The sequence below is a fragment of the Mycobacterium sp. DHQP2018-32-09 genome (genome assembly GCF_058148405.1).
On sequence record NZ_JBYVYK010000038.1, the window covers coordinates 38,929 to 63,666 of the forward strand.

Annotated in this window: 22 protein-coding genes, 2 tRNA genes and 1 pseudogene; 14 read left to right on the forward strand and 11 right to left on the reverse strand. The window is 69.3% G+C overall.

Going from position 1 to position 24,738, the window contains the following annotated elements; translation table 11 throughout:
* Nucleotides 1-5 precede the first annotated feature (5 nt).
* A tRNA-Leu gene (locus tag AC30CM_RS18520) sits at nucleotides 6-82 on the reverse strand.
* Nucleotides 83-177: 95 nt separating this feature from the next.
* On the opposite strand from AC30CM_RS18520, the gene AC30CM_RS18525 reads away from it, so the two are divergent.
* From AC30CM_RS18525 to AC30CM_RS18550, 6 genes are all read left to right on the forward strand, one after another.
* A complete protein-coding gene (locus AC30CM_RS18525; protein ID WP_490118363.1) occupies nucleotides 178-792 on the forward strand; it encodes an ANTAR domain-containing response regulator in 615 nt (204 codons plus the stop codon).
* A gap of 176 nt (nucleotides 793-968) precedes the next feature.
* Nucleotides 969-2,180 (forward strand): branched-chain amino acid ABC transporter substrate-binding protein, encoded by a 1,212-nt coding sequence (locus AC30CM_RS18530; RefSeq protein WP_490118364.1) that lies wholly within the window; start codon nucleotides 969-971, stop codon nucleotides 2,178-2,180.
* A gap of 95 nt (nucleotides 2,181-2,275) precedes the next feature.
* On the forward strand, nucleotides 2,276-3,325 hold the full coding sequence (locus AC30CM_RS18535) for a branched-chain amino acid ABC transporter permease (RefSeq protein ID WP_490118365.1): 1,050 nt from the start codon (nucleotides 2,276-2,278) through the stop codon (nucleotides 3,323-3,325).
* Complete coding sequence (locus AC30CM_RS18540) at nucleotides 3,322-4,536, forward strand: branched-chain amino acid ABC transporter permease (protein ID WP_490118366.1); 1,215 nt, start codon at nucleotides 3,322-3,324, stop codon at nucleotides 4,534-4,536. The genes AC30CM_RS18535 and AC30CM_RS18540 overlap by 4 nt, the downstream gene beginning before the upstream one ends.
* Nucleotides 4,533-5,414, forward strand: a complete 882-nt coding sequence (locus AC30CM_RS18545) for an ABC transporter ATP-binding protein (protein ID WP_490118367.1) — start codon at nucleotides 4,533-4,535, stop codon at nucleotides 5,412-5,414. Before AC30CM_RS18540 ends, AC30CM_RS18545 begins: the two co-directional genes overlap by 4 nt.
* Nucleotides 5,398-6,180 (forward strand): ABC transporter ATP-binding protein, encoded by a 783-nt coding sequence (locus AC30CM_RS18550; RefSeq protein WP_490118368.1) that lies wholly within the window; start codon nucleotides 5,398-5,400, stop codon nucleotides 6,178-6,180. Before AC30CM_RS18545 ends, AC30CM_RS18550 begins: the two co-directional genes overlap by 17 nt.
* Nucleotides 6,181-6,195: 15 nt before the next feature.
* Here AC30CM_RS18550 and AC30CM_RS18555 read toward each other — a convergent pair whose 3' ends face one another.
* Genes AC30CM_RS18555 through AC30CM_RS18565 form a run of 3 tightly spaced genes read right to left on the reverse strand, consistent with a single transcriptional unit; the run spans nucleotide 6,196 to nucleotide 8,165 of the window.
* Nucleotides 6,196-7,392, reverse strand: a complete 1,197-nt coding sequence (locus AC30CM_RS18555) for a lipid-transfer protein (protein ID WP_490118369.1) — start codon at nucleotides 7,390-7,392, stop codon at nucleotides 6,196-6,198.
* On the reverse strand, nucleotides 7,385-7,837 hold the full coding sequence (locus AC30CM_RS18560; RefSeq protein ID WP_490118370.1) for a Zn-ribbon domain-containing OB-fold protein: 453 nt from the start codon (nucleotides 7,835-7,837) through the stop codon (nucleotides 7,385-7,387). The genes AC30CM_RS18555 and AC30CM_RS18560 overlap by 8 nt, the downstream gene beginning before the upstream one ends.
* Nucleotides 7,838-7,880: 43 nt before the next feature.
* Complete coding sequence (locus AC30CM_RS18565; protein ID WP_490118371.1) at nucleotides 7,881-8,165, reverse strand: hypothetical protein; 285 nt, start codon at nucleotides 8,163-8,165, stop codon at nucleotides 7,881-7,883.
* A 52-nt stretch (nucleotides 8,166-8,217) separates the two neighbouring features.
* Here AC30CM_RS18565 and polA point away from each other — a divergent pair, with 52 nt between their 5' ends.
* Nucleotides 8,218-10,878, forward strand: a complete 2,661-nt coding sequence (gene polA / locus AC30CM_RS18570) for a DNA polymerase I (protein WP_490118387.1) — start codon at nucleotides 8,218-8,220, stop codon at nucleotides 10,876-10,878.
* 21 nt (nucleotides 10,879-10,899) lie between these two features.
* On the opposite strand, the gene AC30CM_RS18575 is transcribed toward polA, so the two are convergent.
* A complete protein-coding gene (locus AC30CM_RS18575; protein ID WP_490118372.1) occupies nucleotides 10,900-11,547 on the reverse strand; it encodes a trimeric intracellular cation channel family protein in 648 nt (215 codons plus the stop codon).
* Between the two features lie 90 nt (nucleotides 11,548-11,637).
* Nucleotides 11,638-12,816: a PrsW family intramembrane metalloprotease gene (locus AC30CM_RS18580; protein ID WP_490118373.1), complete on the reverse strand. Its 1,179-nt coding sequence runs from the start codon at nucleotides 12,814-12,816 to the stop codon at nucleotides 11,638-11,640.
* 230 nt (nucleotides 12,817-13,046) lie between these two features.
* Between AC30CM_RS18580 and rpsA the strand changes: the two genes are divergently transcribed.
* The 3 genes from rpsA (at nucleotide 13,047) to coaE (ending at nucleotide 17,033) form a co-directional block, all read left to right on the forward strand.
* Nucleotides 13,047-14,489 (forward strand): 30S ribosomal protein S1, encoded by a 1,443-nt coding sequence (gene rpsA, locus AC30CM_RS18585; protein WP_490118374.1) that lies wholly within the window; start codon nucleotides 13,047-13,049, stop codon nucleotides 14,487-14,489.
* A 116-nt stretch (nucleotides 14,490-14,605) separates the two neighbouring features.
* On the forward strand, nucleotides 14,606-15,838 hold the full coding sequence (gene aztD, locus AC30CM_RS18590; protein WP_490118375.1) for a zinc metallochaperone AztD: 1,233 nt from the start codon (nucleotides 14,606-14,608) through the stop codon (nucleotides 15,836-15,838).
* 25 nt (nucleotides 15,839-15,863) lie between these two features.
* The gene (gene coaE, locus AC30CM_RS18595; protein ID WP_490118376.1) at nucleotides 15,864-17,033 is read left to right on the forward strand and encodes a dephospho-CoA kinase; all 1,170 of its coding nucleotides are present in this window, start codon (nucleotides 15,864-15,866) and stop codon (nucleotides 17,031-17,033) included.
* A gap of 4 nt (nucleotides 17,034-17,037) precedes the next feature.
* Here the strand turns inward: coaE and AC30CM_RS18600 are convergent, their stop codons facing one another.
* A complete protein-coding gene (locus AC30CM_RS18600) occupies nucleotides 17,038-17,718 on the reverse strand; it encodes a hypothetical protein (protein WP_490118377.1) in 681 nt (226 codons plus the stop codon).
* A gap of 11 nt (nucleotides 17,719-17,729) precedes the next feature.
* Nucleotides 17,730-18,236 carry a ribonuclease FAU-1 family protein gene (locus AC30CM_RS18605; RefSeq protein WP_490118388.1) on the reverse strand — a complete coding sequence of 169 codons (507 nt, stop codon included), beginning with the start codon at nucleotides 18,234-18,236 and terminating at the stop codon, nucleotides 17,730-17,732.
* Nucleotides 18,237-18,338: 102 nt separating this feature from the next.
* Here AC30CM_RS18605 and uvrB point away from each other — a divergent pair, with 102 nt between their 5' ends.
* A complete protein-coding gene (gene uvrB, locus AC30CM_RS18610; RefSeq protein ID WP_490118378.1) occupies nucleotides 18,339-20,498 on the forward strand; it encodes an excinuclease ABC subunit UvrB in 2,160 nt (719 codons plus the stop codon).
* A 40-nt stretch (nucleotides 20,499-20,538) separates the two neighbouring features.
* Nucleotides 20,539-21,930 carry an MFS transporter gene (locus AC30CM_RS18615; protein ID WP_490118379.1) on the forward strand — a complete coding sequence of 464 codons (1,392 nt, stop codon included), beginning with the start codon at nucleotides 20,539-20,541 and terminating at the stop codon, nucleotides 21,928-21,930.
* 80 nt (nucleotides 21,931-22,010) lie between these two features.
* Here AC30CM_RS18615 and AC30CM_RS18620 read toward each other — a convergent pair whose 3' ends face one another.
* The gene (locus tag AC30CM_RS18620; protein ID WP_490118389.1) at nucleotides 22,011-22,742 is read right to left on the reverse strand and encodes an MgtC/SapB family protein; all 732 of its coding nucleotides are present in this window, start codon (nucleotides 22,740-22,742) and stop codon (nucleotides 22,011-22,013) included.
* A 100-nt stretch (nucleotides 22,743-22,842) separates the two neighbouring features.
* Here AC30CM_RS18620 and AC30CM_RS18625 point away from each other — a divergent pair.
* A tRNA-Cys gene (locus AC30CM_RS18625) sits at nucleotides 22,843-22,913 on the forward strand.
* Between the two features lie 101 nt (nucleotides 22,914-23,014).
* Here the strand turns inward: AC30CM_RS18625 and AC30CM_RS18630 are convergent.
* Nucleotides 23,015-23,560, reverse strand: coding sequence for a hypothetical protein (locus AC30CM_RS18630; protein WP_490118380.1), 546 nt, complete (start codon nucleotides 23,558-23,560; stop codon nucleotides 23,015-23,017).
* A gap of 114 nt (nucleotides 23,561-23,674) precedes the next feature.
* The gene (locus tag AC30CM_RS18635; RefSeq protein ID WP_490118381.1) at nucleotides 23,675-24,208 is read right to left on the reverse strand and encodes an Rv1352/Rv1906c domain-containing protein; all 534 of its coding nucleotides are present in this window, start codon (nucleotides 24,206-24,208) and stop codon (nucleotides 23,675-23,677) included.
* 169 nt (nucleotides 24,209-24,377) lie between these two features.
* Here AC30CM_RS18635 and AC30CM_RS18640 point away from each other — a divergent pair.
* Nucleotides 24,378-24,738, forward strand: a pseudogene (locus tag AC30CM_RS18640) (hypothetical protein); the annotation flags it as partial.

The window sequence follows — 24,738 nt, forward strand, 5'->3', positions numbered from 1 at the left end:
GCGTGTGGTGCCCTCGGTGAGATTCGAACTCACACTGCACGGGTTTTGAATCCGTTTCCTCTGCCAGTTGGGATACGAGGGCCAGCGTCGTGCGGTCTCCCACCATAGAGGATGCCCGCGCGGGCGCGAAACGGCCCCGCACTCGCTGAACTGCGGCGGACGCGGGATGATGTCGGGATGACCGCATCACCGTCGGATGCCGACACCCCCGCACGCCGTGTAGTCATCGCCGAGGACGAGGCGCTGATCCGCCTCGACCTCGCCGAGATGCTGCGCGAGGAGGGGTACGACGTCGTCGGGCAGGCCGGTGACGGTCAGGAGGCCGTCGAACTCGCCGAGAGCCTCAAACCCGACCTCGTGATCATGGACGTGAAGATGCCGCGTCGCGACGGCATCGACGCCGCCGCCGAGATCGCCTCCAAGCGCATCGCGCCCATCGTCGTGCTCACCGCGTTCTCGCAACGCGAACTCGTCGAGCGGGCCCGCGACGCCGGCGCCATGGCCTATCTGGTCAAGCCGTTCTCGGTCACCGACCTCATCCCGGCCATCGAGCTGGCCGTCAGCCGATTCAGCGAGATCACCGAGCTGGAAGCCGAAGTCGCCTCACTGTCCGACCGTCTCGAGACCCGCAAGCTGGTCGAACGGGCCAAGGGTTTGCTGCAGGAGAAGCAGGGCATGACGGAGCCCGAGGCGTTCAAGTGGATTCAGCGCGCGGCCATGGACCGCCGCACCACGATGAAGCGCGTCGCCGAGGTGGTCCTGGAGACCCTCGACGCGCCCGAGGGTACGTAACGGCTTCGTTTCGAACGCCGCGGTTTACCCGCGTCGTTCAGCCGACACCCGGCTCGCATTTCCCAACAGCACGCACCGCGGCCACGCGTTGGCTATGTTCTACCGGAAGCCTCGCCGCCGCCTCGGGTGGTTGCGACGCCGCTGTCAGAACACAATCGACGACCCGGAGGTGAAACGTGCACGGTCGCGTCGCACGCAGTGCATTTGCTCTCGGCAGCGCGGGCATGCTGGCGTTGGCCATTGCCGGCTGCAGCCAGCCCGCACCGCAGGAGAACGCCTCGCAGTCCGATCTCAAGATCGTCGAGCAGGTACAGATCGACCAGAACGGTGGCGAGGTCAAGGCCGCCGAGGGAACCACGCCGGCCGATCCCGCCGGTGACGGCAAGGCCACCTGTCCGCCCGTGTCGATCGCCATGGCCGGTGCCTTGAACGGCCCCGACGCCGCACTCGGCATCAACATCGTCAACGGCGTGCAGCTGGCCATCGACAAGCACAACGCCGCCAATCCCGGCTGCCAGGTGCAGCTGAAGAAGTTCGACACCGAGGGCGACCCCCAGAAGGCCACCGCCATCGCCCCGCAGATCGTCGACGACCAGTACACCATCGGGCTCGTCGGGCCGGCGTTCTCGGGCGAGACCAAGGCCACGGGCACGGTGTTCGACCAGGCAGGCCTGGTCGCGGTCACCGCGTCGGCCACCAACCCCACGCTCTCCGAGCAGGGCTGGAAGACCTTCTTCCGCGGTCTGGCCAACGACGCCGTGCAGGGCCCGTCGGTGGCCAACTACATGAAGAACACCTTGGGCTACAAGAAGGTCTGCGTCGTCGACGACAGCACCGACTACGGCCTGGGGCTGGCCACCGCGGTGCGCGAGACCCTTGGCGCCGTGGCCGACTCGCAGTGCAACATCTCGGTCAAGAAGGGCGACAAGGACTTCTCGGCCGCCGTCACCCAGCTCAAGGGCGCCGCACCGGACGCCGTGTTCTACGGCGGCTACTACTCGGAGGCGGCGCCGCTGGTGCAGCAGCTGCGCGACGGTGGTGTGACGTCCACCTTCGTCAGCGCCGACGGCACCAAGGACCCGGAGTTCGTCAAGCAGGCCGGCGAGGCCTCCAAGGACGCGCTGCTGTCGTGCCCGTGTGGCCCGGCGACCGGGTCGTTCGCCGAGGAGTACAAGACCAAGTTCAACGCCGATCCGGGCACCTACAGCACCGAGGGTTACGACCTGGGCACGATCCTGCTGAAGGGCATCGACTCGGGAGCCATCACCCGGCCGGCGCTGTTGGACTTCGTCCGCAACTACAACGGTCAGGGCGTGGCCCGCAACTACCAGTGGTCGCCCACCGGCGAGCTGACCACCAACCTCATCTGGATGTTCAAGGTCCAGTAGGGAATTCGACGACGACGACGCGTCCGGGACACCCCAGTTCCGGACGCGTCCTCGTTCCGTAGCCGATTCCGCGCACTGCAAGGAGCCATCTGGCGATGCCGACCGAGTGCCTTGGCCACGTAGCCGGCCAGTTCACGTGTCAAGCCGCGAACATCAACTTCAACGTCGACAACCTGCTGGGCGGATTCTGGCAGTTCACCATCGACGGGCTGTCGTGGGGCGCGATCTATGCGCTGGTGGCCGTCGGTTACACGCTGGTGTTCGGCGTACTGCGACTGATCAACTTCGCGCACTCCGAGATCTTCATGCTCGGCATGTTCGGCGCCTACTTCTGCCTGGACGTCATCCTGGGATTCACCCCGAGCGGCAACGCCTACAACCTCGGAATCGGTTTGACGGTGCTCTATCTGGCCATCGCGATGGTGTTCGCGATGCTGGTGTCGGGGTCGGCGGCGGTGGGCCTGGAGTTCATCGCCTATCGGCCGCTGCGCAAGCGTGGCGCGCGGCCGCTGACGTTCCTCATCACCGCCATCGGCATGTCGTTCGTGCTGCAGGAATTCGTGCACTTCATCCTGCCCCACCTCATCGACGGCTACGGCGGGTCCAACGCGCAGCAGCCAATCGTGCTGGTGCAGCCCAAGTCCCAGTTCACGATCTTCGGTGCGGTGGTGTCGAACGTGACCATCGTGATCGTGATCGCGGCGCTGGTGCTGGCCGTGCTCACCGACATGGCCATCAACCGCACCAAGTTCGGGCGCGGCATCAGGGCGGTGGCGCAGGACCCCACCACCGCCACGCTCATGGGCGTGTCCCGTGAACGCATCATCATGACCACGTTCCTCATCGGCGGCCTGCTCGCCGGCGCGGCGGCGCTGTTGTACACGCTGAAGGTGCCCCAGGGCATCATCTACTCCGGCGGCTTCCTGTTGGGCATCAAGGCGTTCTCCGCCGCCGTGCTCGGCGGCATCGGCAACCTGCGCGGCGCACTGCTGGGCGGCTTGCTGCTCGGCATCATGGAGAACTACGGGCAGGCGCTGTTCGGCACGCAGTGGCGTGACGTGGTGGCGTTCGTCCTGCTGGTCCTGGTGCTGTTGGTGAGACCGACCGGCATCCTCGGCGAGAGTCTCGGGAAGGCGAGAGCATGAGCCAACACGACGACACGACCGGCACCGAAGCGCCGTCGCCGCAGGGCGCGTCGCGACTGCTCGCCCCGGGTGACGTGCTGCGGCAGTGGTGGGCGGAGTTGGCCCGCCCGGTGAAGTGGGTCTTCGGCATCGTGCTGTTCGCCATCCTGGCGCTGCTGCCGCTGTACACCCCCGGCTTCCTGAACACCCCGGGCATCAGTTTCGGCGGCACCATGGCGCAGTTCGCGATGATCGCGATCATCGCCATCGGTCTGAACGTCGTGGTGGGCCAGACGGGTCTGCTGGACCTCGGCTACGTCGGTTTCTACGCGGTGGGCGCCTACACCGTCGCGCTCATCACCAGCCCCGACAGCCCGTGGAATCTCATGGGGGCCAACGCCTTCTTCAGCTCCGACTGGGCGTGGCTGTCCTGTGTGCCGCTGGCCATGGCGGTCACGGCGCTGGCGGGGTTGATCCTCGGCACCCCGACGCTGCGGTTGCGCGGCGACTACCTGGCGATCGTGACGCTCGGGTTCGGTGAGATCATCCGACTGCTCGCCGACAACCTGTCCGACGTCACCAACGGTCCGCGCGGCCTGAACCAGATCGCCTATCCGCACGTGGGGGAGCGGGACGGCCTGCCCGACGGCGTGTTCTCCAACGGCAACTCCGCGGGGACGGCGAACTACGGCACGTGGTGGTTCTGGCTCGGGCTGGTGCTCATCGTCGCGATCCTGCTGCTGGTCGGCAACCTCGAGCGCAGCCGCGTGGGACGCGCGTGGGTGGCCATCCGCGAGGACGAGGACGCCGCAGAGGTCATGGGCGTCAACACGTTCAAGTTCAAGCTGTGGGCCTTCGTCATCGGCGCCGCGATCGGCGGACTGTCCGGCGCGCTGTACGCGGGCCAGGTGCAGTACGTCGCACCGCCCACCTTCAACATCATCAACTCGATGCTGTTCCTGTGCGCGGTGGTGCTCGGCGGTCAGGGCAACAAGCTGGGCGTCATCTTCGGCGCGTTCATCATCGTCTACCTGCCCAACCGCCTGCTGGGCGTGGAGTTCCTGGGCGTCAACCTCGGCGATCTGAAGTACCTGTTCTTCGGCATGGCGCTGGTGGTGTTGATGATCTTCCGGCCGCAGGGCCTGTTCCCGGTGCGCCAGCAACTACTGGCCTACGGGCAGTCCGCCAAGAAGCTGTTGCGCAGCGCCGACGACACGAAGGCGGCGGCATGACCGAGCATCCCGCAGGCGCAGAGCCGCTCCCCTCCGGCGACGCCGAGCCGGCGATCGACGAGGAACTCGCGGCGCTGCACCGCGACGTCGCGGTCGCCGAGGGCGAGACGCTGCTGCAGACCCGCGATCTCACCGTCAAGTTCGGCGGTCTCACCGCGTTGGACTCGGTGACGTTCGACATCCGGCGCGGCGAGATCCTCGGCCTCATCGGTCCCAACGGAGCCGGGAAGACCACGTGCTTCAACGCGATCACCGGGGTCTACCGACCCACGTCGGGCAGCGTGACGTTCGACGGGGCGCCGCTGGGCAAGATCAAGCGTCACCAGATCACGCGCCGGGGCATCGCGCGGACGTTCCAGAACATCCGGCTGTGGGGTGAGATGACGGCCCTGGAGAACGTCGTGGTGGGAACCGATGCCCGGCACGTGACGTCGGTTCCGGGCGCGCTGATCCGCTCGCCGAGGCACCGCAGGGAGGAGCGCGACGCCATCGAGCGGGCGGCGGCACTGCTGCAGTTCGTGGGCATCGCGCACCGTGGCGGTGAGAAGGCCAAGAACCTGCCCTACGGCGATCAGCGGCGTCTCGAGATCGCCCGCGCGTTGGCCACCGAGCCGAAGCTGCTGTGCCTCGACGAGCCCGCGGCCGGGTTCAATCCGAGCGAGAAGTCGGCGTTGATCGAACTGATCCAGGCCATCCGCGACGACGGGTACACCGTGCTGCTCATCGAGCACGACATGCGTCTGGTCATGGGTGTCACCGACCGGATCGTCGTGCTGGAGTTCGGTCGCAAGATCGCCGACGGTCTGCCCTCGGACATCCGCGAGGATCCGAAGGTGATCGCCGCCTACCTGGGAGTGCCCGATGACGAACTCGCCTGAGCCGGCCCCCACCACGTCGGCGACGCCCCCGTCGTCCGATGAGCGCCCGGTGCTGTTGGAGGTGCGCGACGCGGTGGTGCACTACGGCCGGATCCAGGCGCTGCACGGCGTCTCGCTCGTGGTGCGTGAGGGTGAGCTGGTCACGCTGCTGGGCAGCAACGGTGCGGGCAAGACCACGATGATGCGGGCCATCTCGGGCCTGAGGCCGCTGACCTCGGGCTCGGTGTGGTTCGACGGGCAGGACGTCTCCCGCGTGAAGGCGCACCGCCGCGTCACCGACGGACTCATCCAGGCGCCGGAGGGACGCGGGGTGTTCCCGGGCATGACGGTGGTCGAGAACCTCGAGATGGGTTGCTACGGCCGCAAGTTCGCCAGTCGCGCCGAACACCGCGAGCGGTTGGACTGGGTGCTCGAGACGTTCCCGCGGCTGGCGGAGCGGCGCAGTCAGGTCGGCGGCACGCTGTCGGGGGGCGAGCAGCAGATGCTGGCCATCGGGCGGGCACTCATGGCGCGGCCGCGGGTGCTGCTGCTCGACGAACCGTCGATGGGCTTGGCGCCCATGGTGATCTCGCAGATCTTCCGCATCATCTCGGAGATCAACCAGTCGGGCACTACGGTGCTGCTGGTCGAGCAGAACGCCCAGCAGGCGTTGAGCCGCTCCGACCGTGCCTACATCCTCGAGACGGGTCGGGTGACGCGCCACGGCGTCGCGCGTGATCTGTTGGCCGACGACAGCATCCGCGCCGCGTACCTCGGCGTGGCCTGACGGTCGGCCGCGGCGCTAGCGGGCGACGACCACCGACGATCCGTGCCCGAACAGACCCTGGTTGGCGGTGACGCCCACCGTGGCGCCCTCGACCTGCCGTCCGGTCGCCTGCCCGCGCAGCTGCCAGGTGAGTTCGCACACCTGTGCGATGGCCTGCGCCGGAATGGCTTCGCCGAAGCACGCCAGCCCGCCGGAGGGGTTGACGGGCACGCGGCCGCCGATGGTGGTGGCGCCGCTGCGCAGCAGCTGCTCGGCCTCGCCCTTGGCGCACAGGCCGAGGTGTTCGTACCAGTCGAGTTCCAGTGCCGTGGACAGGTCGTAGACCTCGGCAAGGCTGACGTCCTCGGGGCCGATGCCGGCCTCGGCGTACGCGGCGTCCAGGATCTGGTCCTTGAACACCCGGTCGGGTGCAGGCACCACCGCGGTGGAATCGGTGGCGATGTCGGGGAGCTCGGGCAGGTGCTGGGGGTAGCGCGGCGTGACGGTGGACACCGCCCGCACCGACGGCACGCCCTCCAGCGACCCCAGGTGCCGCCGAGCGAACTCCTTGCTGGCGACGATCAGCGCGGCTGCGCCGTCGGACGTCGCGCAGATGTCGAGCTGGCGCAGCGGGTCGGCCACCACGGGACTGGCCAGCACGTCGTCGACCGCAGACTCCTTGCGGTAGCGCGCATTCGGGTTCAGCAGACCGTGCCGCGAGTTCTTCACCTTGACGGCGGCGAAGTCTTCGACGGTGGCGCCGTAGAGGTCCATCCGGCGTCGCGCCAGCAGGGCGAAGTAGACCGGGTTCATGGCGCCGATGAGGTGGAAGCGCTGCCAGTCGGGGTCGTTCTTGCGCTCGCCGCCGACCGGGGCGAACGCGCCCTTGGGCGTGGTGTCGGCACCGATCACCAGGGCCACGTCGCAGAACCCGGCGAGGATCTGGGCGCGGGCGCTCTGCAACGCCTGTGAGCCGCTGGCGCACGCCGCGTAGCTCGAGCTCACCGGGACGCCGTTCCAGCCCAGCTTCTGGGCGAAGGTGGAGCCGGCGATGAACCCGGGGTAGCCGTTGCGGATGGTGTCGGCTCCGGCGACCAGCTGGATCTGCCGCCAGTCCAGTCCGGCCTCGGCCAGGGCGGCGCGGGCGGCGACGACGCCGTACTCGGTGAAGTCGCGGCCCCACTTGCCCCAGGGGTGCATGCCGGCGCCCAGGATGTACAACGGATCACTCATCGCAGAGCCTCCACGCGTAGGTCAGACGTTGGACGCCGTGGTCGTCGACGTACAGCGGCATGGTGGTCAGCTCCATGGTGGCGCCCACGCGCAGGTCCTCGGCCAAGGTGCCGTCGACCACCTTGCCCAACACGATCAGGCCTTCGTCGGCCAGTTCCACCGCGGCGATCGCGAAGGGTTCGAACGGGTCCCGGGCCGGGTAGGGCGCCGGCGGTGGATAGCGGTTCTCGGTGTAGCTCCACACCGTGCCGCGGCGCGACAGCGCGACGGCCTCAAGTGTGTCGCCGTCGCATCCCGGGTTCGGGCAGCCGTTGGCCCGGGGCGGGAAGACGTAGGTGGCGCACTGCGGGCACTTCGCGCCGATCAGGTGCGGAGATCCGCTCTCGTCGTGGTCCCACCAGCCCTCGATCGCGGGCGCGCTGGTGGTGTCGGTATCGCCTGGCACCCGGTCAGCGTAAACGATCCGGACGACGAAACTGCAACGTGTTCTACTCGGCGTAGCCCGGCAGGATCCACTCGGCCGGTGCGCGGCCACGAATGCGGGCAGCGATCCTGGCGGCGGCCGTCGTGGCGTCGCGCCGGGACCCGCACGCGCTGCGGACGTCGCCGGTGATGCGGGGGCGGCTGGTCCGCGCGTGGCGCACGCGCAGGGGCCGATGGACCCCGCCGCCCGGGTGCTCGTCGACATGGCCCGCAGGCGGCTGCGGCTCGGGAGCGGCCCGCCGAGCCGCGTCGGTGCCCCCGAATAGAGTGAGGACCGTGAGCCCTGCCAAGACCGCGCCGCAGACCGCCGACACCGAGGCCGCCCAGGCCAAGCCCACGTTGATGCTGCTGGACGGCAACTCGCTGGCGTTTCGCGCGTTCTTCGCACTGCCCGCGGAGAACTTCAAGACCCAGGGCGGCCTGACCACGAATGCGGTCTACGGCTTCACCGCCATGCTGATCAACCTGCTGCGCGACGAGCAGCCGACGCACGTGGCGGCGGCGTTCGACGTGTCGCGGCAGACGTTCCGCAAGGACAAGTACCCGGAGTACAAGGAGGGCCGCTCGGCCACGCCCGACGAGTTCCGCGGCCAGATCGACATCACCAAGGAGGTGCTCGGCGCCCTGGGCATCACGGTGCTCGCCGAGCCCGGCTTCGAGGCCGACGACATCATCGCCACGCTGGCCACGCAGGCCGAGGAGCAGGGCTACCGCGTGCTGGTGGTCACCGGTGACCGCGACTCCCTGCAGCTGGTGAGCGCCGACGTGACGGTGCTGTACCCACGCAAGGGTGTCAGCGAGCTCACGCGGTTCACCCCCGAGGCGGTGGTGGAGAAGTACGGCCTGACGCCCACGCAGTACCCGGACTTCGCGGCGTTGCGCGGCGACCCGAGCGACAACCTGCCGGGCATACCCGGGGTGGGGGAGAAGACGGCGTCGAAGTGGATCGTCGAGTACGGCTCGCTCGAGGAACTCGTCGCCAACGTCGACAAGGTCAAGGGTAAGGTCGGAGATGCCCTGCGCGCCAACCTTTCTCACGTCATCCTCAACCGCGAGCTGACCGATCTGGTGAAGGACGTGCCGCTGGCGCAGACGCCGGACACGCTGCGCATGCAACCGTGGAACCGCGACCAGATCCACCGGCTCTTCGACGACCTGGAATTCCGCGTGCTGCGGGACCGGCTGTTCGACACGCTGGCGTCGGCGGACCCGGAGGTCGACGCCGGCTTCGACGTTCGCGGCGGCGTGCTGGAGCCGGGCACGCTCGCGGCGTGGCTCGCCGAGCACGGCCGCGGCGAACGCTCCGGCGTGGCCGTGGTCGGTACGCACCTGGCGTTCGACGGCGACGCCACCGCGCTGGCCATCGTCGCCGCCGACGGCGAGGGCTGCTACCTGGACACCACGACGCTGACCCCCGACGACGAGGCGGCGCTGGCCTCCTGGCTCGCCGATCCGGGCCCACCCAAGGCGCTGCACGAGGCCAAGTTGGCCATGCACGATCTCGAAGGCCGCGGTTGGCAGCTGCGGGGCGTCACGTCGGACACCGCGCTGGCCGCCTACCTGGTGCGGCCCGGGCAACGCAGCTTCTCCCTCGACGACCTGTCGGTGCGCTACCTGCGCCGGGAGCTGCGCGCCGAAGACCCCAAGCAGCAACAACTCTCGCTACTCGACGACTCCGACGGCGTCGACGATCAGGCGGTGCAGACGCTGCTGCTGCGGGCGTCGGCCGTGATGGACCTCGCCGATGCCCTCGACGAGGAGCTGGCCCGCATCGACTCGTCGTCGTTGCTGGGTCAGATGGAGTTGCCGGTGCAGCGGGCGCTGGCCGAGATGGAGACGGCGGGCATCGCCGTCGACCGGACCTTGCTGGGCGAGCTGCAGAGCCGCTTCGCCGACCAGATCCGCGACGCCGCCGAGTCGGCCTACGAGGTCATCGGCAAGCAGATCAACCTCGGCTCGCCGAAGCAGCTGCAGGTGGTGCTGTTTGACGAACTCGAGATGCCGAAGACCAAGCGCACCAAGACCGGCTACACGACCGATGCCGACGCGCTGCAGACGCTGTACGACAAGACCGAGCACCCGTTCCTGCAGCATCTGCTGGCCCACCGCGACGCGACGCGGCTCAAGGTCACCGTCGACGGGTTGCTCAACGCGGTGGCCTCCGACGGTCGCATCCACACCACGTTCAACCAGACCATCGCGGCCACGGGCCGACTCTCCTCCACCGAGCCGAACCTGCAGAACATCCCGATCCGCACCGAGGCCGGCCGCCAGATCCGCGACGCGTTCGTCGTCGGCGACGGCTACGCCGAGCTCATGACGGCCGACTACAGCCAGATCGAGATGCGCATCATGGCGCACCTGTCGGGGGACGCGGGCCTGATCGAGGCCTTCAACACCGGTGAGGACCTGCACAGCTTCGTCGCCTCCCGAGCGTTCGATGTCCCGATCGACGAGGTCACCGCCGAGCTGCGGCGACGTGTCAAGGCCATGTCGTACGGGCTGGCGTACGGGTTGAGCGCCTACGGTCTGTCGGCTCAGCTGAAGATCAGCACCGAAGAGGCCAAACAGCAGATGGAGCAGTACTTCGACCGGTTCGGCGGCATCCGCGACTACCTGCGCGACGTCGTGGACCAGGCGCGCAAGGACGGCTACACCTCGACGGTGTTCGGCCGCAGGCGCTATCTGCCCGAACTGGACAGCAGCAACCGCAACGTCCGCGAAGCGGCCGAGCGCGCCGCCCTGAACGCCCCCATCCAAGGCAGCGCCGCCGACATCATCAAGGTCGCGATGATCAACGTCGACGCCGCGATCAAGGAGGCGGGTCTGCGATCGCGCATCCTGCTGCAGGTGCACGACGAGCTGCTGTTCGAGGTCGCCGACGGCGAGCGAGACGCGCTGGAGCAGCTCGTCCGCCGGCAGATGGGCGGCGCATACCCGCTGGACGTGCCGCTGGAGGTCTCGGTGGGTTACGGCCGGTCCTGGGACGCCGCCGCGCACTGAGGCCTGCGACGCCCCGACGGTTCAGTGCGGGGCACCGACGCGGGTGCGGTGTTCGTGGGAGATCAGCTCCCGAGGTCCGGTGGGCAGCCGCCAGTGGAACGTGATGGCTGCCAGCCGCAGCAGGGTTGCCACCAGCGAGCCCACGACGACGCCCAGCCATTGCGAGCCCGCGTGGTCGACGAGCACGTAGATCACCGAGCCCAGGATGGCGGGCGCCGCGTACATGTCGTCGGGTCCCATCACCATGGGTACGTCGCGGGCAACCACGTCGCGCAGGACGCTGCCCGCGACGGCCGTCACCATGCCCAGCAGGGCGGCGGCGAACCAGCTGGCGCCGTGGTCGACGGAGATGGCCGCACCCGACGTGGCGAAGAAGCCCATGCCGAGCGCGTCGAGGATCAGGACCAGCTGCGTCAGACGGATCACGACCTTGGCGAACACCGTGGTGACGATCGACACGGCGACGCACAGCGTGACGTCGGGCCACCGCTGCAGCGACGTCGGTGGATCGAGACCCAGCAGCACGTCGCGCATGACGCCACCACCGATGCCGGTGAGCACGCCGAGCACGGCGATCCCGAACAGGTCGAAGCCCTTGCGCACGCCCACCACGGCCCCGGAGGCCGCCAGGACGGCGATACCCGCGTAGTTGACGATGTGTTGGAGCACATCGCCGGACGGTACGGCCGTCGTCTGCCAACGGCCTGACAGACCGCTGTCAGGGTTGGCCGCTCCGCGGCGTCTCCGCCGCGGTCGGCCTCACACCGGAATGCGGTATGTCGCAAGCCATTGCAGTGCGGGCGCGGCGGCGCGGGCGGCGTGCACGGCAGAGAGTTCCTCGACCAACAGGGCCTGCACCCGGGCGTCGGAGAATCCCCGGTCGATGCGGTCGCGCACGAAGGCCAGCTCGACCACCTGCGCGGCGAACGTCCGGACCCGCTTGGCGGGATCCTTGCCGTGATGGCGGCGCACCTCGGCGATGGCCAGCTTCCGCGTGCGCAGCGCTCCGAGCCAGCTCGCCTCGTTGGCGGTGATGATGCCGGCGGCGACCATCCCGGGCAGCTTCTGCGCCACCACGTGCTGTTCCCGTCGCCGTCCGTGCAGTGCGAGCCCGATGCCGAGGACGAAGATCGGCACCATCCAGAGCACGTACACGCCGACGTAGGCGCCGACGCCGAGCAGCGACGACCCGTTCCACAGGCCGTGCATGACGACGGCGCCCAGATAGCCGAGCACGACGAGGCCGACCCGGGACGGCCGGCTGCGGTGCTGCATGGCCGCCCACACGCCGATCGCGGTCATCGTCGTGAACAGCGGGTGGGCGAACGGGGCCATGATCAGCCGCATGGCCGCGGTGACCAGCGAGTCGCCCACCGAGGATCCGTCGCCGATGTACAGGATGTCCTCCAGCCAGGCGAACCCGGCGGCCGTCAAACCCGCGTACACCAGGCAATCGGTGAGCGAGTTCATCTCGTGCCGGCGCCGGCCGGTCAGCATGAGCAGCAGGAAGGCGCCCTTGGCGGCCTCCTCGATGACCGGGGCCCCCACGACGAGCGAGACCCAACTCACCCCGCCCGTCTGCGCGGCTCCCGGGTTGACGTAGGTGTCGAGCCACACGCCCAGCACGATCGACGCGACGACGGCCACCGAGGCGCCCCACAGGAACGCCAGGACGAGCAGTCGGGGTGGTTCGGGTTCCCAGCGGTCCAGCCACACGTAGGTCAGCACCACCACGGCGATGGCCACCGTGGAGGTGACGAACCCGATCGCGGTGCCCACGGGGTTCACCGCCGTCAGTCCGATCACGATGAGTCCGGTGAGCAGCCCCAGCAGGACGAGCACGGCGATCGGTGCCCCGACCTCGTGCACGCGGCGTCGGAATGCGGGCGTCGGGGGCCGAGGCGGCTGGGGCGGGTGCGTCGCCGGTGGGGGGTGCACGACCAGTAACCTAGCGTCGTCGGGGCTGCGAAACGCCGCCTGAGGGGACCGGGTTTGTCCTGCGTCTACCAAGGCGAGTAGTCTCGACGGGTACCTGTGTGCGTCACCACGCGTGGCGCGGGTTCGTCCCACCGCAGGTGCAGCGCAGTACCCGGCGTCATCACCATCTTGCGCCGAACCAAGAATACGTCCCGTTCCTTCGATCAAACCTGTCCGGAGCCACCCACCACATGCCAAGCCCCTCCGTCACCTCGCCGCAAGTAGCCGTCAACGACATCGGCTCGGCTGAGGACTTTCTCGCCGCCATCGACAAGACGATCAAGTACTTCAACGATGGCGACATCGTCGAAGGGACCATCGTCAAGGTGGACCGCGACGAGGTCCTGCTCGACATCGGTTACAAGACCGAAGGCGTCATCCCGTCTCGCGAACTCTCGATCAAGCACGACGTCGACCCCGCTGAGGTCGTTTCCGTGGGCGACGAGGTCGAGGCCCTGGTCCTCACCAAGGAGGACAAGGAAGGCCGTTTGATCCTGTCCAAGAAGCGCGCTCAGTACGAGCGCGCCTGGGGCACGATCGAGGAACTCAAGGAGAAGGACGAGGCCGTCAAGGGCACCGTCATCGAGGTCGTCAAGGGTGGCCTCATCCTCGACATCGGCCTGCGCGGCTTCCTGCCCGCATCCCTGGTCGAGATGCGCCGCGTCCGCGATCTGCAGCCCTACATCGGCCGCGAGATCGAGGCCAAGATCATCGAGCTGGACAAGAACCGCAACAACGTGGTGCTGAGCCGCCGCGCCTGGCTGGAGCAGACCCAGTCCGAGGTGCGCAGCGAGTTCCTCAACCAGCTGCAGAAGGGCGCCATCCGCAAGGGTGTCGTGTCCTCGATCGTCAACTTCGGCGCGTTCGTCGATCTGGGCGGCGTCGACGGCCTGGTGCACGTCTCCGAGCTGTCGTGGAAGCACATCGATCACCCGTCCGAGGTCGTCCAGGTGGGCGACGAGGTCACGGTCGAGGTGCTCGACGTCGACATGGACCGCGAGCGTGTGTCGCTCTCGCTGAAGGCCACGCAGGAAGATCCGTGGCGGCACTTCGCCCGGACGCACGCGATCGGTCAGATCGTGCCGGGCAAGGTCACCAAGCTGGTGCCGTTCGGTGCGTTCGTCCGCGTCGAGGAGGGCATCGAGGGCCTGGTGCACATCTCGGAGCTGTCCGAGCGCCACGTCGAGGTGCCGGATCAGGTGGTCCAGGTCGGCGACGACGCGATGGTCAAGGTCATCGACATCGACCTGGAGCGTCGCCGGATCTCGCTGAGCCTCAAGCAGGCCAACGAGGACTACACCGAGGAGTTCGACCCGTCGAAGTACGGCATGGCCGACAGCTACGACGACGCGGGCAACTACATCTTCCCCGAGGGCTTCGACGCCGACACCAACGAGTGGCTCGAGGGCTTCGAGAAGCAGCGTGACGAGTGGGAGGCCCGGTACGCCGAGGCCGAGCGTCGCCACAAGATGCACACTGCGCAGATGGAGAAGTTCGCCGCCGCCGAGGCCGAGGCGGCCAGCCGTCCCGCGTCCACCGGCACGACGTCGCGTGGCGACGAGCCGCAGGGCGGCACGCTCGCCAGCGATGCCCAGCTCGCCGCATTGCGCGAGAAGCTCGCCGGCAGCGCCTAGGTAGTTCAGCGTCGAACGCCCCGACCCTCTGGGTCGGGGCGTTCGTCGTGTGCGGTCGATCGCGTGCACACATGGCTAATTGACAATGATTTTCACTTACTGTGAGACTGCTGGGCATGTCGACCAAGCAAGCCCTGGCCATGGTGTCCCTGGCGCTCCTCGCCGTCGCGTGCGGCGCCGACGGTGACACCGACGGCGCTGCGACTGCAGCCCCTTCGACGTCCGCCACGACGGCCCCACCCGTCGAACGCGGCTCGGCCACACCACGTCTCGCGCTGAGCTACGACGGCGGGCTGCTGGTGTACGACGCCCGCACCCTCGGCAAGATCGCCGACATGCCCGTCGACGGCTTCACGCGCCTGAACGCCGCGGGCAACGGCAGGCACGTATTCGTCTCTCGAGCAGGCGGATTCGGCGTCCTCGACATGGGGACCTGGACCCAGGCGCACGGCGACCACGGCCACTACTACACCGCGCAACCCGCCATGACGGATCTGAGCTTCGGCGGCGCGGAACCCGGACACGTCGTGCCGCACGACGGTGCCATCACGCTGTTCAGTGACGGCACCGGCCAGGTCGACGTCCTCGACCCCGATGCGCTGCTGGCAGGCAAGCCCGCGCAGGTGAAGACCCTGAGCCGCCCCGCCCATCACGGCGTCGCCGTGTCCCGCGCCGACGGCACTGTCGTGGTCAGTGTCGGCGATGCCGAGAAACGCACCGGTGCAACGATTCTCGATGCCAACGGCGCCCCGCTGGCCACCGCCGAGCAATGCCCGGGCGTGCACGGTGAGGCGGCCGCCGCCGACGGCGTGCTGACGCTCGGGTGCCAGGACGGAATCCTGATCGTGCGCGGCAACGACATCCGCAAGGTGGCCAGCCCGGACGCCTACGGCCGCATCGGCAATCAGGCAGGCAGCGACGAGTCCCCGGTGGTGCTGGGCGACTACAAGACCGACCCCGACGCCGAGGTGGAGCGCCCCCGCCGATTCACGCTGACGGACACGGCCACCGGCACCATCCGAGTGGTCCCCATCGACGCCAGCTACAGCTTCCGGTCCTTGGATCGCGGACCCGAGGGGGAGGCCGTCATCCTCGGTACGGACGGCTTCCTGCACGTGTTCGACCCGGTGAGCGCCGCCCGGGTGGCGCACGTACCGGCCATCGGTGCGTGGACCGAACCCGACGAGTGGCAGTCTCCGATGCCCAACCTGCACGTACAGGACGGCATCGCCTACGTCAGCGATCCGAACGCCAAGAAGCTGGTGGCGGTGAACCTCGCCTCGGGCGAGAAGGTGGCGCAGGCCGATCTGCCGCAGCCGACCATCGAGCTGACCGGTGTCGAGGGCTGAGGCCACCGCCTGACAGACTGGCGGCGTGCTGCGAATCGGTCTGTCCGGCGGTATCGGCGCCGGCAAGTCAACGGTGTCTGCGACGTTCTCGGAGCTGGGCGGCATCGTGGTCGACGGTGACGTCATCGCCAGGGAGGTGGTGGAACCGGGCACCGAGGGCTTGGCGAGTCTGGTCGCCGCCTTCGGCGAAGGGATCCTGCGCCCCGACGGGGCGCTGGACCGTCCGGCGCTCGCGGCGATCGCCTTCGGCGACGATGAGAAGCGCGCCACGCTCAACTCCATCGTGCATCCGCTGGTGGGCAAGCGGCGCGCCGAATTGATCGCAGCCGCGCCCCACGATGCGGTGATCGTCGAGGACATCCCGCTGCTCGTCGAATCGCAGATGGCGCCGTTGTTCCCACTGGTCGTCATCGTGCACGCGGACGAGGACGTGCGCGTCGCGCGGCTGGTCGAACACCGCGGCTTCTCCGAGGCCGACGCCAGGGCGCGGATCAAGGCGCAGGCCACCGAGGAGCAGCGCCGCGCGGTGGCCGACGTGTGGCTGGACAACGCGGGCACCGCCGACGACCTGGCGGACGCGGCTCGCCGCCTGTGGCACGACCGCATCGCGCCGTTCGCCCGCAACCTCGAGGCGGGCCAACCCGCGCGTCGGCCGCCCGTGGTGGTGCCTGCCGACGCCACGTGGCCGGCTCAGGCGCAGCGCATCCTGGCCCGGCTGGCCACCGCGTGCGGGCACCGGGCATCGCGCATCGACCACGTCGGTTCCACCGCCGTCGCCGGACTGGACGCCAAGGACGTCATCGACGTCCAGATCACCGTCGCGTCGCTCGACGTCGCCGACGACCTCGCGGAGCCGCTGCGCGCCGCCGGGTATCCCAAGCTGCCATACGACGCGGACACGCCGCACGACGGTGGCGACTGGCGCAAGCGGCTGTACGCGTCGGCCGACCCCGGCAGGCCCACCAACGTGCACGTGCGCGTCGACGGCTCATCCGGTCAGCGGTTCGCCCTGCTCTTCCGGGACTGGCTGCGGGCCGACGCCGACGTGCGCGCCGAGTACGTGGCGCTCAAGCGCGAGGTGTCCGCCCAGGGCCATGCCGACATGGCCGCCTACGCCGAGGCCAAGGAACCGTGGTTCGCCGGGGCCTACGGTCGAGCGCTGCAGTGGGCCGAGCGCACGGGCTGGCAACCCTGACGCGTCAGGTCGCAGGAGGCGGCGCCGCGGGGCCGGCGGGCGCCGGGGGTTCGGCGGGCGGCGGCACCGCTGCCGGGCCGCCGTCGGTGGACTCGGTGTTGCCGGTGGGGAAGTTGGTCACGGAGCCGCAGCTCAAGACGCCATAGCCGGGATCGTTGCGCTGGGGCGTGAGCCGTGGTGCCACGAACTGGTCGGCCTGGGCCACGATCTGGTCGTCGACGAGGATCTCGCAGTGCAGGCTCGCCGAGTACGGCCACTGGATCGACACCTGCATGCCGGCCTGCTGCGGGTCGGTGACGACCCCGGTGGCCTCGAAGGTGCGTCCCGGCACCATCGTGGGCGTGGCGGTGTTGAAGTCGGTGTCCGAGAGCCGGTAGGTGATCGCCGCGCCGCGAGACACGCCGTCGACGCGTGCGCGGTACACCACGTTGTGTGGTCCGGCATCGTGTGGTCCGGCATCGTGTGGTCCGGCATCGTGTGGTCCGGCATCGTGTGGTCCGGCATCGACCGGGGCCTGGCCCGCCGGCGGCGGGTCCTGGGGGAGCCCGGCACCGTCCGGCTGGACGGTGGGGGCGGGCGGCGGAGTCTCGGGATCCGCCAGCGCGGTCGGTGCCCCGTGCAGGGCGCCGAACGCCACGACGGCGGTGGCGGAGGCCACCAGCCATGCGCGTTTGCTAGCACTCATGATCGAAGACCTTACGCCGAGTGCCAGGTCAGGGGCATTTCGGTGGTCGCCAACCAGCGGCCCAGATCGTAGTCGTACCTGGTCAGGGCCTCGACGGTGGCAACGGCGGTGTGCAGGGCGCGCTGGGCCGCCGCGACGTCCAACAGCCCGGCGCGCACCGCCTCGAGCAGTTCGTCGACGTCGGTGACCGTGACGTCGCGACCCGTGCGGACCACCAGGTCCACGTAGTGGTCCTCGGCGTGCCAGACGTCGCCGTCGACCGTCACGTCGACGACGTCGAGGTAGAAGTCCTGGTCGCGCTCGTGGCCTGGACTGAAGTGGAAGATCGTCGCGCGCAGGTGCAGCGCGGGAAGTAGCCAGGATTGCAGGTAGTGGAACTGTGCCCGGCCCGGTGTCGGCCGCGCCATGTACAGTCCCCACGGCTCGACGGAGTAGACGTCGACGTCGCGCACGATGCCCTTGGGGTCGGTGTTCGTGCGGTTGGCCACGTCGAACGTCTCGCGTTTCGGCGGGTGAATGGCGGCCACGGCGTCACGGTATCGCGCGCCGCGGGGCAATGCGGCGTTCGTCTCCCGCACTGCGCTCGACCCTTGTCGGAGGCCGTGCTTAACCTGGTAACCATGGCCTTCGCGACAGAACACCCGGTCCTCGCGCATTCCGAGTACCGCCCGGTCGACGCGATCGTGCGGTCGGGTGCCGAGTTCACGGTCGTCAGCGAGTACGAGCCGGCCGGTGACCAACCGGCCGCCATCGAGGAACTGGAACGCCGGATCAGGGCGGGGGAGCGCGACGTCGTGCTGCTGGGTGCCACCGGTACCGGCAAGTCGGCCACCACGGCGTGGCTCATCGAGCGGCTGCAGCGCCCCACGCTGGTGATGGCGCCCAACAAGACGCTTGCCGCGCAGTTGGCCAACGAGTTGCGAGAGATGTTGCCCAACAACGCCGTCGAGTACTTCGTGTCGTACTACGACTACTACCAGCCCGAGGCGTACATCGCACAGACCGACACCTACATCGAGAAGGACAGCTCGATCAACGACGACGTCGAGCGGCTGCGCCACTCGGCCACGTCCAGCCTGCTGTCCCGGCGCGACGTCGTGGTGGTGGCGTCGGTGTCGTGCATCTACGGCCTGGGCACGCCGCAGTCGTACATGGATCGGTCGGTCGAGCTGCAGGTGGGCCAGGAGGTGCCACGCGACGCGCTGCTGCGGCTGCTCGTCGACGTGCAGTACACCCGCAACGACATGGCGTTCACGCGCGGCACGTTCCGGGTGCGCGGCGACACCGTGGAGATCATCCCGTCCTACGAGGAACTGGCGGTGCGCATCGAGTTCTTCGGCGACGAGATCGAGGCGCTGTACTACATGCACCCGCTCACCGGTGACGTCATCCGGCAGGTGGACTCGTTGCGCGTGTTCCCCGCCACGCACTACGTCGCGGGACCGGACCGGATGGCCAAGGCCATCTCCAGCATCGAGGCCGAACTCGAGGAGCGGCTGACCGAACTGGAAGGGCAGGGCAAGCTGCTGGAGGCGCAGCGGTTGCGGATGCGCACCAACTACGACCTGGAGATGATGAAGCAGGTCGGATTCTGCTCGGGCATCGAGAACTACTCGCGGCACATCGACGGGCGCGGGCCGGGTACGGCGCCGGCGACCCTGCTCGACTACTTCCCCGAGGACTTCCTGCTCGTCATCGACGAATCGCACGTCACGGTGCCGCAGATCGGCGGCATGTACGAGGGCGACATGTCCCGCAAGCGCAACCTGGTGGACTTCGGGTTCCGCCTGCCGTCGGCCGTCGACAACCGCCCGCTGACGTGGGAGGAATTCGCCGACCGCATCGGGCAGACCGTCTACCTGTCGGCGACGCCGGGATCCTATGAACTCAGCCAGGCCGGCGGCGAGTTCGTCGAGCAGGTGATCCGCCCGACGGGCCTGGTCGATCCACAGGTCATCGTCAAGCCCACCAAGGGGCAGATCGACGACCTGATCGGCGAGATCCGCACCCGCACCGAACGCGACGAGCGGGTGTTGGTCACCACGCTCACCAAGAAGATGGCCGAGGACCTCACCGACTACCTCCTCGAGACCGGCATCCGGGTGCGGTACCTGCACTCGGAGGTCGACACGCTGCGCCGCGTGGAACTGCTGCGGCAGCTGCGGCTCGGCGAATACGACGTGCTGATCGGCATCAACCTGCTTCGTGAGGGTCTGGACCTGCCGGAGGTGTCGCTGGTGGCGATCCTCGACGCGGACAAGGAGGGCTTCCTGCGGTCGCCGCGCAGTCTCATTCAGACCATCGGCCGCGCGGCACGCAACGTGTCCGGCGAGGTGCACATGTACGCCGACACCATGACCGACTCGATGAAGCAGGCCATCGACGAGACGGAACGACGGCGCGCCAAGCAGATCGCCTACAACACCGAGCACGGCATCGACCCGAAGCCGCTGCGGAAGAAGATCGCCGACATCCTGGACCAGGTGTACCGCGAGGCGGACGACTCCGAGACCGTCGAGGTCGGGGGATCGGGCCGCAACGCCTCCCGCGGCAGGCGCGCGCAGGGCGAGCCCGGCCGGGCCGTGAGCGCGGGCGTCTACGAGGGCCGCGACACGAAGTCGATGCCGCGCGCCGAACTCGCCGACCTGATCAAGGATCTCACCGCCCAGATGATGGCGGCCGCCCGCGACCTGCAGTTCGAACTCGCGGGCCGCATTCGCGACGAGATCGCCGACCTGAAGAAGGAACTGCGCGGCATGGACGCCGCGGGCCTGAAGTGAGCTTGACCTCGAGTGCGGTTGAGTTCGTAGTGTCTCGGCCATGACGCAGACGGACGAGGTCGTCACCGGTGGTTGGCGGGAGTTGTTGGGCCCGAAGCACCTTGGTGCGGCCACGGTCCTCGCCGGTGGCGTCGCGCTCTACGCCACCAACGAGTTCCTGACCAACAGCCTGCTGCCCAGCACGGTCGCCGAGATCGGCGGCGAGCGGCTCTACGCCTGGGTCACCACGGTGTACCTGGTGGCGTCGGTGGTCTCGGCGACCACGGTCAGTGCCGTGCTCTCGCGCCTGGGTGCGCGCGGGGCGTACCTGTGTGCGCTGACGGTCTTCGCCGCAGGCAGCCTCGGATGTGCCGCGGCCCCGACCATGGAACTGCTCCTGGTCGGACGGGTGGTGCAGGGCGGCGCGGGTGGGCTGCTCGCCGGTCTGGGATACGCGGTGATCAACACCGCGCTTCCGCCGTCACTGTGGACCAGGGCGTCGGCGCTGGTGTCGGCGATGTGGGGAGTGGGCACGCTGCTGGGCCCCGCAACGGGTGGCCTGTTCGCGCAGTACGCCTCGTGGCGCTGGGCGTTCGCGCTGCTGGCGGTGCTCACCGTCGCCATGGTGGTGCTGGTGCCGTTCGCGCTGCCGGGCCGCCGCCCCGGCACCGGGACCCGAGATCGCATCCCGGTGCGGTCGCTGGTCCTGCTCGGCGCGGCGGCACTGGCGATCAGCGCGGCGGGCATCCCGCGGTCCACGGCGGTCACGGTGACGCTGCTGGCCGCCGGTCTCGTGCTCGTGGCGGCCTTCCTGGTCGTGGATCGGCGGGGGACCGCGGCGGTGCTGCCGCGCAGTGCGTTCGGGTCGGGACCGTTGAAGTGGATGTACCTGACGTTGGGCATCCTGATGGCGGCCACCATGGCGAACATGTACGTGCCACTGTTCGGGCAACGGGTGGTCGGGCTCGTCCCGGTGGTGGCCGGGTTCCTGGGCGTGGCGCTGGCCGTGGGGTGGACCGTGGGGGAGATCTTCAGCGCGTCGCTGCGCCGCCGCCGCGTCATCGCCCGGTTGGTCGTCAGCGCCCCGGTGATCGTGGCCGCCGGATTGGCCGCCGCGGCCGCCGCCCAGGGTGTCGCCGCCGACGCGTGGCTGGTGGTCGCATGGGTGCTGTCGTTGTGCGTCACGGGCGTCGGGGTGGGCCTCGCCTGGCCGCACCTGTCGGCGTGGGCCATGGGCGCCGTCGACGACCCGGTGGAGGGCCGTCGGGCGGCAGCCGCCATCAGCACCGTGCAGTTGATCTGCGGCGCCGTCGGTGCGGGGCTGGCCGGGATCGTCGTCAACGCCACCGCACCCGACGTGGGCGCCTCGGCGCACTGGACGTTCGCGCTGTTCGCCGCGGTGGCACTGCTGGGCCTGACGGCGTCGTGGCGGGCGGCCCGCGGGCAAGGGTGAGGCGCGGGCGGCGCCGTCAGTCCGGGTCGTCGTCAGTCCGGGTCGTCGTCAGTCCGGGTCGCCGTCAATCTGGGTCGTCGTCAGTCCGGGTCGTCGTCGAGCTGCCGGACGGCCGTCACGCCGTCGACTGCGGCAAGCACGCTGGGCGCGTTGAGGATTCCGTTGCCCGAGAGCGTCAGGACGGCCCCGGACTCCCCGGGCGGGGCCCCAAGGGGTTCCTCGCCGCGGTCGGTGGTCAGTTCGGTGAGCTGCCACCGGCGACGTTCGCACGCCTGCAGTAGCCGCGTGAGCGACCCGCCGCCCGTGGTGTAGGTGACGTGGACGCGGATCGAGCCGGCGAGCCGCGACGCGAGGCGCCGGGCCAGCGGCATGAAGCCGAGCACGATCGCGAAGTGCATGGCGGTGACGGTGCAGGCCAGCAGCAGCAGGCCCGCGCCCGCGGCCATGCCGATGGCCGCGGACTCCCACACCGCGGCGGCCGTGGTCAGACCGTGGACCGATCCGCGCCGGAAGATGATGATGCCGGCACCCAGAAAGCCGATGCCGGAGACGATTTGGGCCGCGACCCGCGAGGGATCGACCACGACGAGCCCGGCGTCGAGGACGTCGAAGAAGCCGTACTTGCTCACCAGCAAGATGAGCGCCGACGCGGTGCCCACGATGGTCTGGGTGCGCAGCCCGGCGCTCTTACCCTGGACCTCGCGTTCGAGCCCGATGAGGGCGGTGAGGGCGAACGCGGCGAGGAGTTCGACGAGCTGACGCGTGCCCTGCCCCGGCCCGCCGAAGAACGGCGCGTCGGCCGCCAACTGCAACATGGGGTCAACGTAGCGTCTCCGGCCGCCACGCGATCACCGATCACGGTGAGCGAAACCATCGTGTGGCCTCGATGCGGCTGGCATGGTTCACGTCAGCGCGGGTGTGGCTGAGTGGCTAGGCACCGGCCTGCAAAGCCGTCTACACGGGTTCGAATCCCGTCACTCGCTCGCACGAGCCCACGTGGCTCGACTCGATCGTGTTGCGGTGGCGCCGCTTTGGCGTCACGGCGCACGATCGGTCGGTCCCGTGGGACTCGACGCCCGCCAGGTCAGTCGTCGATGCCCAGCGTCCACCCGATGACCTGGTTCAACCGGATGCACGCGTGCTGCCGGTGCAGGGCTGGCACTCCGGGAAGCCGGTAGTGCGCGTCCTCCAGGTACATGTGGCGCGACAGGATCCACCGTGAGGTCGTGGTCCCGTGCAGCCGGAACTCGTGGTGGTCGGCGTCGATGGCGCGGTTGATCCGGTCGGCGGTCTCCTCGAACGTGGTGGCGGCGAACTCGTCGTCGTGCGCGGGCAGTGCGCCGTCGTTGGCGGCGACGGCGAATTCGCGGAACGTCTCGGCCATGGCGCGGTAGAAGGACTGGCTGCTGATCACCCGCCCGGTCACCGCGCTGCCATGGAGGAACAACGTGATGGGCGTCCCCATGGCCGAGCCGCCGACGTCGGCGGAGTCCACCAGCGTCTGCAACAACCGGTCCGGGGCTGCGTAGTAGTCCGCGGTCTTCGTCAGGTCCTCGTAGAACTTGGTGGTGTCACTGACCTTTGCGGGGCTGCCCGGCGCCTCGCCGCGGGGCGCGTCGTTCGTCGTCACCCGACCATCGTCTCAGCGTCACTCGCGCCCGCACTACGGTACCGGCAAAATTTGCGATATCACACATCTCACACAGGCCCCAGGGGCCACGCTCGAGACAGTGGTGGGAGGTTCCTATCCGGCGGGGGCCGGACCCGGCGCGGGACCCGAGCCGGCGGCACCGGGCGCCGGGGGCGCGCTCGACGGCGGCGGTCCGGACGAGGCGCCGGGGTTCAGCTGGGAGCCCAGGATCGACATGAGCGGACCCAGCGCTCCCGGCGGCGGCGAGCCGGGCGGCGGCGGGCACTGGCTCTGCGAGCAGTCGGTCATGGTCCACGTCTGGCAGTCGCTCGTGGTGAACGTCGTGTCGGTGGGATCGATGACGATGACCGGCGAGCGCTTGGTCAAGCCGTTGTCGACCACCTTGTCCCCGGCCGTGCGCTTCCAGTAGCAGGCGCTGCCGTTGAGGGGGCCGGCAGAGGTGTAGGCACCGGGCATGACGTCGGTGCCGACCTTGAACGTGCCGTTGCCCTCGATGGAGTTCTTGGGCGCGGGGGCCGGGACCGGCGTGGTGGGATCTGCCGCGGCAACCCCGCCGGACAGCACGAACCCCGCGGCCGCCACGACGGCGGCCGCCGACGCGGTGATCGTTGCCTTGGTGGACCTCATGGGGAGCCAGTTTAGCCCACCTAACGACCGATGCCGGTCGCGTGCTGGCCAGATGGCCGCCGGGGGGCGTGCCCAGCGACGATTTCCGAATGGGCACCGCCGCGCATCGGTTGCATAACTGCCTCGTCTGCCACTTGTGCACCAGGGGTAACCGGATAGGTTCGTGCGCATGCGCGTGTCGGCGGCCGTCATCGCCATGACGACCGCGGGCGTCCTCTGCCCAGCCGTCGCCCTGGCTCCCGTCGTCGTGGCCGCGCCCAGCCCGGGGGTGCCGTGCATGGACATCGTCCAGCAACTGGCAGCAGCACCGCCGCCGGCACCCGCCGACGTGCAGGCCGCACTGGTCAACGCCGTGCCACCCCCGCCGCCGGCACCCCTTCCCGCGCTACCCCCACCTGCGCCACCCCTTCCCGCGCCACCCCTGGACGTCGTGACCCCCGCGCTCGCCCCGGCGGCGCCACTCTCCGAGGCCGCGGCGCTCCCGCCCGCTGTGGCCGCGCCCCCGGCCGCACCGCTAGATCGGAAGAGCG